Here is a 12,761-nt window from a genome sequence, read left to right on the forward strand (position 1 = left end):
GGCTCCGCCCGCCCCCGCCAGCGCTAAGCGGAGCCTAGGGAAGGGGCCAGGCGGAGCCTAGGGAAGGGGCCGGAGGAGCCCAAGAAGGGCAACGCGCGGGAGAAACACTCACGCCGCCATGGCTCTCGTTTCCATGCGGCAACCACGGCGCTGTCGGGGCCGGGCGGAGCCCGAGAAGGAACAAGCGGGCTGGGTGGGTGGGAGAACCACACCGACCGAAAACAAGGCCGAAGCCACGGTGCCGTAGTCGTTTCGGGTGGGGAAAGCACGGCGCTGTCTGGGGCGGGTAGAGCCCGAGGGGAGTCAAAAGGGCTAGGTGGGTGGGAGTTCCACTAGCCCACACCCAACCCCGGCGATACACGTTCGTGTCAAGTTGATCAGAACCCCGGGCCGGAGGGGCTAACCGATTAGAGTGCGTGCCCTGTTAGCCCTAGGCTGGCGGGGTGACAGATCGCATCGAGGCGGCCGCGGCGGAACTGCGTCCCCTGCTCCAGGAGTTCATCCTCTGGGCGCCGTCCCACGCGCCAGGCAACGACCCCGACCTGGTGGGCCCGGCGGCGCTGTGGCACCGGCTCACCGCGAGCGACGACGTGGGCCGGTGGCGGCGTGACGATCTGCGCACCGTCCTGCTGGAACGAATGCCCCAGGTAGTCGAGGACCCCGACGAGGCGGCCGACGGCATGCTGCCCGCCGTCCGCGCGTACCTGACGTTCCTCTCCGAGACCGGCCGCCTCACCAAGGGCTCGGACTCGCTGGAGGAGCTACTCGCCGAGCTGGACGAACTCGAAGAGGAGTTCGTCGACAAGATGGAGGACACGCTCGCCGAGCGGGACTGGGACGAGGAGGAGGACGAGGAGGTCGAGGAGGACGAGAGCCTCGGCGACTTCGAGCCGTTCGCCGACGAGATCGCCGAGCTGCCCACCATCCGGCTCCGCCCCGACGTCGAGCTGGCCGCCGCCGCCCGCACCGTCCCGCTGATCGCCCAGGCCCGCGACCTGGCCGTCTGGGTCGGCGTCAAGCGCAAGGTCGGCGCCGAGACCCTGCTCAGCGAGAGCGAGATCCGCGAGGCGCTCGGCGCGCTCGGGCTGACCGAGCCGCAGAAGCTGTGGAACCTCTGGAACCTCGCCATCGACCTGGAGTTCCTCACCCCCGACGGGGAGGACACGGTCAGCGTCGACTCCGACACCGCCGCCTGGCCGTTCGAGGACGACGAGGACGTGCTGGACGCCTGGATGCTGGGCCTGCACTCGATCGATTACGGCGACCCGGAACTCGACGACGACGACCTCACCCTGGCCCTGTCTGGCCTGACCCGGGAGCTCCTGGTCCGCGTCCTGGTCAGCGGCCTCCGCAAACCCCTCGCCGAACTCCGCGCCGAACTCGCCGAAGCCGTCGCCGAATACGATGACCTGGGCGCCGACGCCTGGTCCGCCACCGACGACCCGCTCGCCTCCCCACTCGGCTGGCTCACCGGGTACGGCATGGTCGAGGTCACCGACACCGACGAGGTCGCGTTCACCGCCCTCGGCGTCGAGGGCGTCGTGCACCTGGTCGACGACGAGGACATCGAGGTCGACGCCAGAACCGCCATCGACGCGATGACCGCGCACGACCTGCTCTCCGCCAGCGCCGACATGTCCGAAGAGGAAGCCGACGCCGAGTTCGCCGCCTGGATGCGCCTGCGCGACCCCGCCACCGCCGCCCACGAACTCCTCGCCGCGGCCGTCGAGGACGAGTCCGACGCCCTCGTCCGCGTCCAGGCCGCCAGCATGGTGGGCTCTCTCGGCGAGATCGCCGTCCCCGCCTGGCTGGAGGCCCTCAAGGAACCCTCCCTGCGCCCCTACGCCGCGACCCACCTCACCCAGCTCGACGTAGAAGACGCCCCCGAACCCACCCAGGCCGACACCCACTGGCTGATCCTCGACATGTGGACCATCTCCGCCGGCCTCGGCCGCCCGGAATTCGTCAGCAGCCTCGAAGACATCGGCCCCGCCACCGACCTCATCGGCCTCCTCGACGTCATCTGGAAGGTCCGCCACCCCCACGTCGAAGAACTCCTCGAAGCCATCGGCGACGCCCACCCCGACAAACAAGTCACCAAAGCCGCCAAACGCGCCCTCTTCAAGGCCCGCTCCACCGGCCAGTAACCACACAGATGGCCGAGCCTCGCACTCGGCCATCGCCGTGAACACCAGTCACGCGTAGCCAGACGTGATCATGCGTAGTCATACGTTCCGGTAGCAGTCGGCGGTATCGATGTGGTTGACGCTGAGTTCGACTGCACGGCGCAGGACGGTGCGGCCGGCCTCCGTGTCCCGCGCCGGGCCGTTCCAGTCGGCTTGAGGAAGGCGCATCGCGCCGAACCCGACGCGTTCGATGGGAAGGTCGCCGCCGAGACCGAAGAGGGGTTGGTCATGGCCCGCTACTCCTGACAGGTGGTGGGTGGGGAGGGAGCCGCAGCATGTGGACGAGCCCTACTGATCGCCTGCGGGCGCGGCGCGCCGGTTGAGTAGGTAGCGGACGGCGGTGAGCCTTTCCGACGCCTCCCACACCCGGAGGCCGATGGCCTCGTCGGCGAGGGCCGCGGGGACCTTTCGAGGCCCGGGTACGCCCTTGATTCCGATGAGTCCGGTCGGGCCGATGAGCGTGCCGTTGTCCAGGCCGCTGCAGGTGGCGGCGTACAGCGATGGGCGCGCGGCCTGCTCGGGGGTGCTCGCGACGGGGGCGAAGAGGACCCTCCGCCGGGTCAATGGCTACCTGCGTGGCGCCTTCCGCCGCCTGTACCGGCAGCGGAACATCGTTCTCCACGGCGGCTCCACCCGATCCATCGGCTACCGTGCGAACCGCTGGTCCGCTCGTTGGCGCCGCCTTGGACCGGCTCGCCCACGGGCATGCCGTCTCTGGTATCGCCCCGCTCGATCTGGCCAGCCGCGCGGAGTTCTCGCTGCGCCTCGCCGACAATGACGGCTGGTATTTGCACGATCTTCTCGGTGCCTGACGGCTCGGCTAGCGGAGCGGGAAGATCGCGCAGGTGGTTGTGGCGTGGGCGTAGAGTTTGCCGTCGGTTGAGCCGGTGATCTTGGCTTCGGCGGTGGCTATGGTGCGGCCGACCTGGAGGGTTTTGCCTTCGCAGCGGAGGGGGCCGGTGTGGGCGAAGGCTGGTCTGGTCATGTTCACGTTGAGTTGGATCGTGGTGTACGCCTGGCCTGCGGGGAGGGTGGTCATGACGGCGCAGCCGAGGGCGGAGTCGAGGAGGGTGGCGAGGTAGCCGCCGTGGATGGTGCCCAGGGGGTTGTACTGGTGTTCGCCGGTCTGGCCTTCGAAGACGGCGATGCCGGGCTCGACGCTGGTCAGGGTGAAGTCCAGGGTGCCGGCGATGGGTGGGGGCGGGATCTTGCCGTCCAGCATCGCCTGGAGGAACTCCAGGCCGGTGAGGTCGGCGAAGTGGGCCGGGAGGACGGTGGGCGGCGCCCACGAGTGTGTGCGCGAGTTCATCGTCGTCGTCATGAGTCTAATTTTCGAACCCAGCTGCCGTTGAGCGCAAATCGGGATTCATGACCAGTCCGGGAGGGGGCGGTAGATGGGGGTTCCGGAGGCTTCCAGTTCGGTGCGGAGCTTGAAGTAGGCGTCGCCGAAGGGGTCTACTCCGTCGAGGGGCATCAGGCCGCGGCGGATGGCCACGTCGTGGGGGGCGAGGAGGGCGGCGGTGGCCAGGTGGTCGCGGGCGGAGGCCGTACGGGATTGGCGGAAGAGCCAGGTGGCGAGGCGGGCGTGCAGGCGGGCGCGGCGTTCGTCGGGGGTTGGGGCGCGGAGGTGGGCGCGGACGGAGTCGCGGGTGAGGCCGGGGTCGCCGGTGTGTACCCAGGAGCGCAGGGCGGCGGTGGCGGCTTCGGAGGAGAGGCCGTTGAGTTCGCGGAAGGTGTCGGTGGCGGTCATGGAGTCCTGGGGGCGGGCGATCCGGCCGGATTCGTCGATCCAGACGACGGTGGGGACGTTGATCACGTTGTAGCGTTCGGCGACCGTGCCGTCGGCGTCGATCAGCGCGGGGTGGGTGAGGTCGGCGATCCAGGGCGCGGCATCGGTGCGATCGCGGTCCAGCGAGACGCTGAGCACGGTGAACCCGTTGGGAGACAGTTCCCGGTGGAGGTCGTCCCAGGCGGTCAGGTCGTAGCGGCAGCCGCACCAGGACGCCCAGAAGACCAGCGCCACCTTGGTGCCGGTCAGATCGCTCAGGGTCAGCCCGTCGAGGGTGAAATCGGGGGCTTCGTCGGGAGCGAGGTCCTGGGTCTCCCCGACGGCGATGACGCGGTTGTCAGGGTCGACGACCGCCAGCCGGCCGAGGAGCTCGGCGAAAGCGGCGAGGTCCACCCCTGCGGGGGTCTCGGCGGCGGCCGCGCGGAAGGCGGGCACGCACGCGTCGCCCCGGCACCAGCCGTGCGGCTTGCGCTCCCACCCGAGCACGGGAACACCGTGCGGGATCACGGCTCCCGGGATGGTCTCTTCTCGTCCGTCTGCCAGCAGCGTGTACATCGCCCCTCCATTAGATAGTGACACTTTCGATAGTAGCACTGTCCAATCGGAAGACAAACGAAAAGACCCCCCAGCGGGTGGGGGGTCCTGCTTGGTAGCCCCGAGCGGATTCGAACCGCCGCTACCGCCTTGAGAGGGCGGCGTCCTGGGCCACTAGACGACGGAGCCAAGCTTTTCGTTCTGACAAGAAACTTTGCAAGCTTTCAAGTCATTGCGCAAACCTCTCTAGAGAGGTTTGGTAGTCCCGAGCGGATTCGAACCGCCGCTACCGCCTTGAGAGGGCGGCGTCCTGGGCCACTAGACGACGGGACCATGCACCGTGTGTTGCTGAGATGCAGCTGGGGTACCAGGACTCGAACCTAGACTAACTGAACCAGAATCAGTCGTGCTGCCAATTACACCATACCCCATCAACTCGCTCACCTCTCGCAGAGGTTCGCGTGCGGACTCCGAAAGAATAGCCCAGTCAGAGACCCACCACCAAAACGATTCCCGCGAGCATGGCGATCGCGTCGTTTTCACGGCTTGTGCGAACCTGTACGAATCCGACCACCGTGAGGAGCCGCCACCGATGACCCCGGCTGACCACCCGTTCCTGTCCCCCAGCGCCCTGCCCTACCAGCTGCCCCCCTTCCGCGAGATCCGGGAGGAGCACTACGCGCCTGCGTTCGAGCAGGGCATGGCCGAACACCTCGCGGAAGTCGAGGCGATCGCGGCCGATCCCGAGCCGCCGACCTTCGAGAACACCGTGGAGGCGCTCGAACTGTCAGGGCGGATGCTCGACCGGGTGGCGACCGTGTTCTTCAACCAGGCCTCCTCGGACACCACACCGGGCATCCAGGCCATCCAGCAGGAGATCACCCCCAAGCTGGCCAAGCACAGCGACTCCATCAACCTCAACCCCCGCCTGTACGCCCGGCTGAAGGCCATCACCACCGACGATTCCACCCAGCAGTGGCTGCTGGATCGTTACCTGACCGACTTCATCCGGTCCGGCGCCGAGCTGGACGAGACCCAGCAGGCGCGGTTGCGGGCGATCAACGAGGAGCTGTCCTCGCTGGCGACCACCTTCCAGCAGACCCTGCTCAACGACACCAACGAGCGGGCCGTCGTGGTCGAGGACGCGGCCGAGCTGGACGGGCTCACCCCGGACGCGATCGAGGGCCTCCGCGAGACGGCCACCGCCCGCGGCCTGGACGGCAAGTACCTGATCACGCTCGTCCTCCCCACCGGCCAGCCCGCCCTCAGCTCGCTCACCGACCGGGCGCTGCGCGAGCGCGTACACCTGGCCTCCGTCGGCCGCGGCGCGGCCAACGCCGAGCTGATCACCCGGATCGCCACGCTCCGGCGCGAACGCGCGGGCCTGCTCGGGTACCGCAACCACGCCGAGTACGTCCTGGCCGACCAGACCGCCGGAACGACCGGCGCGGTCACCGAGATGCTGGACAAACTCGTCACCCCCGCCGTCGCCAACGCCCGCCGCGAGCAGGAGGCCCTGGAGGCGGAAGCCGGATCCCCGATCGAAGCCTGGGACTGGTCCTTCTACGCCGAACGGGTACGCAAAGCGCGCTACTCCATCGACAGCGCCCAGATGCGCCCCTACTTCGAACTCGACCGCGTCCTGCACGACGGCGTCTTCTACGCCGCCTCCCGCCTGTACGGCCTGCGTTTCGAAGCCCGCCCCGACCTCCACGGCTACCACCCCGACGTACGCGTCTGGGAGGTCTTCAACGAGGACGGCTCCCCGCTGGGCCTGTTCCTGGGCGACTACCACGCCCGCGCCTCCAAGCGGGGCGGCGCCTGGATGAACAGCCTGGTCCAGCAGTCCGGCCTGGAAGGTTCGCGCCCGGTCGTGGTGAACAACCTCAACATCGTCAAGGGCGAACCCACGCTGATGACCTTCGACGAGGTCAACACGATGTTCCACGAGTTCGGCCACGCCCTGCACGGCCTGTTCTCCGACGTCCACCACCCGCGCTTCTCGGGCACGTCGGTGCCCCGCGACTTCGTCGAGTACCCGTCCCAGGTCAACGAGATGTGGGCCACCCACCCAGAGATCCTGGCCAACTACGCCAAGCACCACGAGACCGGCGAGCCGATGCCCCGCGACCTGGTGGACCGCATGCTCGAAGCCCAGAAGTTCAACCAGGGCTTCGCCACGGTCGAATACCTGGCCGCCACCCTGCTCGACTGGGCCTGGCACACCGACTACGAGTCCGGCGACGCCGAAACCTTCGAAACCGAGGCCCTGCGGCGCGCGGGCGTCGACCTCGCCGCCGTCCCGCCGCGTTACCGCAGCACCTACTTCGCCCACATCTGGGCGAGCGGCTACAGCGCCGGCTACTACTCCTACATCTGGAGCGAGGTCCTCGACGCCGACACCGTCGAATGGTTCACCGAGAACGGCGGCCTCCGCCGCGAGAACGGCGACCGCTTCCGCACCCGGCTCCTCTCCAAGGGCGGCAGCGTCGACCCCATGACCGCCTTCCGCACCTTCCGCGGCCGCGACCCCCGAATCGAGCCCCTACTGGAACGCCGCGGCCTCCTCTGAAACCCCCCACCAGCGTGAACGACACCGTTCACGCTGGTGATCAGGTCACGACAGCTTGGCCAAGGCGGTGTGGAGGCGGTCGAGGGTGCGTTCGCGGCCGAGGACCTCGATGGACTCGAAGAGGGGGAGGCCGACCGTGCGGCCGGTGATGGCGACGCGGACGGGGGCCTGGGCCTTGCCGAGTTTGAGGCCGTGTTCGGCGCCCACCTCTTCCAGGGCGGTTTTCAGGGATTCGGGGTCCCAGTTGACGGTCTCCAGGCGGGAGGCGTACCCGGAGAGGATGTCCGCGGCGCCCGGTTTCATGGCCTTGTCCCAGGAGGGCTGGTCGTGGATGGGCTCGGGGAGGAAGAGGAAGTCGACGTTGGCCGTGATTTCGGAGAGGACGGCCACGCGGGTTTGGGCTAGTTCGGCGACTCGGGTGAAGGTTTCGCGGTCCCAGGCGGGGTCGAGCCAGGGGGCGCAACGGTCGATGAAGATGTCGAGCGGGAGGGCGCGAATGTATTCGCCGTTGAAGGCGCGGAGTTTCTTCTCGTCGAAGAACGCGGGCGAGAGGTTGACGTTCTTGAGCGAGAACAGCGGGACCATGTCGGACCACGGCATGATCTCGCGGTCGTCGCCGGGGCCCCAGCCGAGCAACATCAGGTAGTTGACCATCGCCTCGGCGAGGTAGCCCTCGTCGCGGTAGGACTCCAGGGCGACCTTGTCGCGGCGCTTGGAGAGCTTCTGCCGCTTCTCGTTGACGATGACGGGCAGGTGCGCCCAGATGGGCGGGGTGTGGCCGAGGGCGCGCCAGAGCAGCTGCTGCTTGGGGGTGTTGGAGAAGTGCTCCTCGCCGCGGACCACGTGGGTGATCCGCATCTCCACGTCGTCCACCACGTTGGCCAGCACGAACAGCGGGGAACCGTCGCCACGGGCGATGACGAAGTCCTCCATCGCGTCATTGGGGAACTCGACCGTGCCGCGAAGCGCGTCCTCCACCACTGTGACACCCTCGTCGGGGGTGCGGAAGCGCAGCGCGCCCTCGGTCAGGCCGAGGTCGCGGCAGTGGCCGTCGTAGCCCTGGTGCTCGGAGCCGGTGCGCGCCTTCACGTCCTCGCGGGTGCAGGTGCAGTGGTAGGCGCGGCCGTCCTTGCGCAGCAGCGCGGCGGCCTCCCGGTGCTGCGCCTCGTACGCCGACTGGAAGTAAGGCCCCTCGAAGTACGGCGAGTCGCCGCTGATCCCGATCCACGCCAGCGCCGAGATGATGCCCGCCGTCCACTCCGGACGGTTGCGCGCGGCGTCGGTGTCCTCGATGCGCAGGACGAACCGGCCACCGGACTGCTCGGCCAGCGCCCAGTTGAACAGCGCGGAGCGGGCGCCGCCGACATGGAACATGCCGGTCGGCGACGGAGCGAAGCGGACCCGTACGTCAGTCACGTGTGATCACCCTGTTGGTGAGAGTTCCGATGCCTTCGATGCCCACGCTGACCTCGTCCCCCGGGAGCACCGGCCCGACACCGGCGGGCGTGCCGGTGAGCAGGATGTCGCCGGGCAGCAGGGTCATCACGGCGGTCACGTGGGCGATGAGCGCGGGAATGTCGAACACCAGCTGCGAGGTTCGCCCGCTCTGCCGCAGCTCCCCGTTGACCGAGGTGGTCAGCGCCAGGTCGGTCGCGTCCAGGTCGGTCTCGATCCACGGCCCGAGCGGGCAGAAGGTGTCGAAGCCCTTGGCCCGGGTGAACTGCCCGTCCCGTTTCTGCAGGTCGCGCGCGGTGACGTCGTTGGCGCAGGTATAGCCGAAGATGACGTCCTTGGCCCGCTCGACCGGCACCTCCCGGCACAGCCGCCCGATGACCACGGCCAGCTCGCCCTCGTAGTCGACGCGCTCGGAGAGGCCCTGCGGATACATGATGGCCTCGCCGTGCCCGATCACCGAGGTGGACGGCTTGATGAACATGATCGGCTCAGTCGGGACGTCGTTGCCCATCTCGGCGGCGTGATCGGCGTAGTTGCGCCCGATCGCGACCACCTTGCTGGGCAACATCGGCGCCACCATTCTGACCTCGGCCACCGGGAACCGCTCGCCGGTCAGCTGGATCCCGCCGAACGGGTGACCGTCGATCTTGGCGAGCATCTGCCCGCCCTCTTCCACCACTCCGAACGCGACGCCGCCGCCCGTGGAAAACCTTGCGATACGCACCTCACCAGGCTAGTGGTACGGCCCACCGTGTGATGCCTGAGAAAATTGTGCAGTTACTTGACCGGATCGCCGGGTTCAGCCAGCATGATCCGCGCCCCCCAGCGTTATGGAAGGAACAGGTGTGCCCGGCCGTACCAGAGTTGTTGGCGTGTTCATCCTGTTCCTGGCGGGGAGCCTGTTGACCGCGCGGCCCGCGTACGCGGCCAGAACGCTGGAGTGCCAGGGTGACTGGCTGCCCGCGACGCCCACGTCCGAGGACGTGATGGCGGGCAAGCTGTCGTTCCTCGATCTGCCCGCGGTTCAGGTGGGCGAGAAGGTGAACTGGAAGCTCAATCCGTACAAGAACCGGTCCTGGCAGATGGTGTTCCATTCGCTGCGCTGGATGGGGCGGCTGGTCGCCGACTACGAGACGACCGGCAAGGCCGCCTACCTGGCCAGGGCGACCGAGGTGGCGAAGGACTGGGTGGCCAAGAACCCGCCCGGGGGCGGCGCCGACTACTCCTGGGCCGAGCATCCGGTCGCGCTGCGTGCGCCCGCGCTGGTGTGCCTGAGCAAGCATGTGCCGGACAAGTGGCTGCGCGACAGCCTGTCGCAGCATGCCCGGATCCTGGCCAACGACAAGCACTACGAGTGGGGTCACAACCACGGGCTCGACCAGGACATCGGCCTGCTGGGCATCGCCTGCCGCTATAACAACAAGGCCTGGCGGTCGCAGGCCATCCGCCGGATGGTGAAGACCACCACGCTGGACGTGGACTCCCAGGGCGCGCTGCGCGAGCAGGCTCCCCGCTACGCGGTCTACTTCCACGACCGGCTTCGCGTGGCCATGGACAAGATCAAGGACTGTGGCCTGAAGGTCCCCGCCGACCTGGCAAAACGCTGGGATCTGCTGCCCGAGCACATCAGCGCGGCCACCCAGCCGGACGGCTACCTGGTCCCGATCGGCGACGGCCCCGCCGACGTGCAACCGGCCGCGTTCGACCGCCCGGACTCGCTGGTGCAGGTCTATCGCGCCGGCTACGTCTTCGGCCGGACCAAGTGGGACTCCAAGGAGTCGGCCTACTACTCGATCCGGTACGGCCCCGGCCTCAAGTTCCACGGCCACGAGGACCACCTCGGCGTCACGTACTACGCGCAGGGCCGCAACCTGCTCACCGAGGCGGGTTTCCACTCCTACGAGAACACGCCCTACCGCCGCTGGACGATCACCCCGGAGGCGCACAACGTGCCCATCGTGTCCGGGAAACGGTTCCGCGGCGGCGTGGCGTCCACGCTGACCAAGAAGTCGATCGGCAAGGACCGCCAGTCGTTCACGGTCACCGACACCGCCTACGGCGCCCGCCGGACCCGCGCGGTGCTGGTCAACCACGACGAGGACGTCATGGCCGTGTACGACACGGTCAGCTCGGGCAAGGTACGCAACCTGTGGCACCTCGCCCCCGCGCTGAAGGTGGCCTCCAACGCGGGCGGCAAGGTCGTGGTGAGCGACGGCACCTGGCGCGCGTCGATCGTGCAGCTGGCGCTGCCGGGGTGCAAGCCGGTCGGCGGGCAGAAGATCGTGCGTGGCCAGACCTCGCCGTACCAGGGCTGGATCTCCGGGTCGTACATGAAGAAGGAGGCGGCGGCGGTGGTGCAGTCGCCGTCGGCGAAGGCGCTGCTCACGCTGGTGGTGCCGGGCACCGACCAGCCGGACGTGTCGTGTTCCGGCCGGACCGTCATCGTGCGCACCTCTAACGGCCCGGCCACCTTCAAGATGTCCGGTAAGGACCTGGTTTAGGGCGTGTAACCCGCGCGGAGCAGGCCGAAGGTGACGGCTTGCTCCAGGGCCTGCCAGGAGGCCTCGATGATGTTCTCGTCGACGCCCACCGTGGCCCACTCGGCGGTCTCGTCGCTGGAGGTGACCAGCACCCGGGTGATCGCGTCGGTGCCGTGGGTGCCCTCCAGGATGCGGACCTTGAAGTCGATCAGCTCGACCGCGGTCAGCTCGGGGTAGATGCCCTCGAGCGCGGCCCTGACCGCCCGGTCCAGGGCGTTGACCGGGCCGTTGCCCTCACCGGTGGCGACGATGCGCTCGCCCTTGGCGTGCAGCTTGACGGTGGCCTCGGAGGCGACCTCGCCGGACGGGCGGCGTTCCACGATGACCCGCCACGACTCGACCGCGAAGTGGCGACGGCGCTCGCCGTGCACGCTGTCGCGCAGCAGCAGCTCGAAGGAGGCGTCGGCGGCCTCGAAGGTGTAGCCCCGGGACTCCATCTCCTTGACCCGGTCGACCAGCTGGCGCGCCTGGTCGCCGGTCAGCTGGTAGCCCAGCTCGCGGCCCTTGAGCTCGACCGAGGCGCGCCCGGCCATGTCGGAGACGAGCATGCGCATGTCGTTGCCGACCTCGGCGGGGTCGATGTGCTGGTAGAGGTTGGGGTCCACCTTGATGGCGGAGGCGTGCAGCCCGGCCTTGTGGGCGAACGCCGACACGCCGACATACGGCTGATGGGAGTTGGGGGTGACGTTGGTCACCTCGGTGATGGCGTGCGCGATCCTGGTCATGTCCCGCAGCGACTGCGGTGGCACCAGGTCGTAGCCACGCTTGAGCTGCAGGTTGGCGACCACGGTGAACAGGTTGGCGTTGCCGGAGCGCTCGCCGTAGCCGTTGGCGCAGCCCTGCACGTGGGTGGCGCCGGCGCGGACGGCGGCGAGGGTGTTGGCGACCGCGCAGCCGGTGTCGTCGTGGCAGTGGATGCCGATCCTGGCCGAGGTCTGGACCGCGTGGTGCACCACGTCGGCGAGCTCGTCGGGGAGCATGCCGCCGTTGGTGTCGCACAGCGCGATCACCGAGGCGCCCGCCTCGGCGGCGGTGCGGATGACCTCCAGCGCGTACGCCGGGTTGGACTTGTAGCCGTCGAAGAAGTGTTCGGCGTCCAGGAAAACCCGCTGGCCCTCCGCATGAAGGTGGGAGACCGTGTCGCGGATCATCGCGAGGTTCTCCTCCAGGGTCGTGCGGAGGGCCAGTTCAACGTGCCTGTCGTGACTCTTGGCGACCAAGGTCACGATCGGCGCGCCGGATTCGCGCAAAGCGGCGACCAGGGGGTCGTCGGCCGCCTTCACCCCGGCCCGGCGGGTCGCGCCGAACGCGGTGAGCTGCGCGTGCTTCAGGTCGAGCTCGGTCTGAGCCCGCCGGAAGAATTCGGTGTCCTTGGGGTTGGCGCCCGGCCAGCCGCCCTCGATGAAACCGACGCCGAGGCCGTCCAGGTGCCGCGCGACGACCAGCTTGTCGGCGACCGAGAGGTTCAGGCCTTCCTGCTGCGCGCCGTCGCGCAGGGTGGTGTCGTACACGTGGAAAGCGTCGTCAGCCATTGGGTTCCGTCTCCTTTGGGAGGTCCTACCAGCATGTCCCCAAACAAAAAGACCCCTCACGGGCGTGAGAGGTCTGCGCGCTGGCGGTGTCCTTGGTCAGCCAGCGCGCCTGCCGATAATGAGCAGACGGTAAGTCATGGTGCTCCAGAGTCT

At 68.5% G+C, this 12,761-nt stretch carries 11 protein-coding genes and 3 tRNA genes; 4 read left to right on the plus strand and 10 right to left on the minus strand.

Translation table 11 applies throughout. The features are described from left to right. The first annotated feature begins 443 nt into the window (after nucleotides 1-443). Nucleotides 444-2,147, plus strand: coding sequence for a hypothetical protein (locus Aple_RS38315; protein WP_155349663.1), 1,704 nt, complete (start codon nucleotides 444-446; stop codon nucleotides 2,145-2,147). Nucleotides 2,148-2,225: 78 nt separating this feature from the next. On the opposite strand, the gene Aple_RS56475 is transcribed toward Aple_RS38315, so the two are convergent. Continuing rightward, nucleotides 2,226-2,354 (minus strand): hypothetical protein, encoded by a 129-nt coding sequence (locus Aple_RS56475; RefSeq protein WP_155349664.1) that lies wholly within the window; start codon nucleotides 2,352-2,354, stop codon nucleotides 2,226-2,228. 120 nt (nucleotides 2,355-2,474) lie between these two features. Further along, nucleotides 2,475-2,750, minus strand: a complete 276-nt coding sequence (locus tag Aple_RS38325; RefSeq protein ID WP_155349665.1) for a Rossmann-fold NAD(P)-binding domain-containing protein — start codon at nucleotides 2,748-2,750, stop codon at nucleotides 2,475-2,477. 119 nt (nucleotides 2,751-2,869) lie between these two features. On the opposite strand from Aple_RS38325, the gene Aple_RS55800 reads away from it, so the two are divergent. Next, nucleotides 2,870-2,998 carry a hypothetical protein gene (locus Aple_RS55800; RefSeq protein WP_281361654.1) on the plus strand — a complete coding sequence of 43 codons (129 nt, stop codon included), beginning with the start codon at nucleotides 2,870-2,872 and terminating at the stop codon, nucleotides 2,996-2,998. Between the two features lie 8 nt (nucleotides 2,999-3,006). Here Aple_RS55800 and Aple_RS38330 read toward each other — a convergent pair whose 3' ends face one another. From Aple_RS38330 to Aple_RS38350, 5 genes are all read right to left on the minus strand, one after another. Continuing rightward, entirely contained in the window at nucleotides 3,007-3,507 is a 501-nt protein-coding gene (locus Aple_RS38330; protein WP_155349666.1) for a PaaI family thioesterase, read from the minus strand. A 45-nt stretch (nucleotides 3,508-3,552) separates the two neighbouring features. Continuing rightward, nucleotides 3,553-4,530, minus strand: coding sequence for a TlpA disulfide reductase family protein (locus tag Aple_RS38335; protein WP_155349667.1), 978 nt, complete (start codon nucleotides 4,528-4,530; stop codon nucleotides 3,553-3,555). Nucleotides 4,531-4,622: 92 nt separating this feature from the next. Beyond that, nucleotides 4,623-4,698 (minus strand) — tRNA-Glu (locus Aple_RS38340). A gap of 68 nt (nucleotides 4,699-4,766) precedes the next feature. After that, nucleotides 4,767-4,842 (minus strand) — tRNA-Glu (locus Aple_RS38345). A gap of 26 nt (nucleotides 4,843-4,868) precedes the next feature. Beyond that, nucleotides 4,869-4,940: transfer RNA gene (locus Aple_RS38350), tRNA-Gln, on the minus strand. 161 nt (nucleotides 4,941-5,101) lie between these two features. On the opposite strand from Aple_RS38350, the gene Aple_RS38355 reads away from it, so the two are divergent. Beyond that, a complete protein-coding gene (locus Aple_RS38355; RefSeq protein WP_155349668.1) occupies nucleotides 5,102-7,081 on the plus strand; it encodes a M3 family metallopeptidase in 1,980 nt (659 codons plus the stop codon). Between the two features lie 45 nt (nucleotides 7,082-7,126). Here the strand turns inward: Aple_RS38355 and gltX are convergent, their stop codons facing one another. Then, nucleotides 7,127-8,497 (minus strand): glutamate--tRNA ligase, encoded by a 1,371-nt coding sequence (gltX, locus tag Aple_RS38360; RefSeq protein WP_155349669.1) that lies wholly within the window; start codon nucleotides 8,495-8,497, stop codon nucleotides 7,127-7,129. Beyond that, nucleotides 8,490-9,260: a fumarylacetoacetate hydrolase family protein gene (locus Aple_RS38365; protein ID WP_155349670.1), complete on the minus strand. Its 771-nt coding sequence runs from the start codon at nucleotides 9,258-9,260 to the stop codon at nucleotides 8,490-8,492. The genes gltX and Aple_RS38365 overlap by 8 nt, the downstream gene beginning before the upstream one ends. A 148-nt stretch (nucleotides 9,261-9,408) precedes the next feature. Here Aple_RS38365 and Aple_RS38370 point away from each other — a divergent pair, with 148 nt between their 5' ends. Next, nucleotides 9,409-11,037, plus strand: coding sequence for a heparinase II/III domain-containing protein (locus Aple_RS38370; protein WP_246265041.1), 1,629 nt, complete (start codon nucleotides 9,409-9,411; stop codon nucleotides 11,035-11,037). On the opposite strand, the gene cimA is transcribed toward Aple_RS38370, so the two are convergent. Next, complete coding sequence (cimA, locus tag Aple_RS38375) at nucleotides 11,034-12,608, minus strand: citramalate synthase (RefSeq protein WP_155349672.1); 1,575 nt, start codon at nucleotides 12,606-12,608, stop codon at nucleotides 11,034-11,036. The genes Aple_RS38370 and cimA overlap by 4 nt on opposite strands. Nucleotides 12,609-12,761: the final 153 nt, after the last annotated feature.

The sequence above is a fragment of the Acrocarpospora pleiomorpha genome (genome assembly GCF_009687885.1).
GTDB lineage: Bacteria > Actinomycetota > Actinomycetes > Streptosporangiales > Streptosporangiaceae > Acrocarpospora > Acrocarpospora pleiomorpha.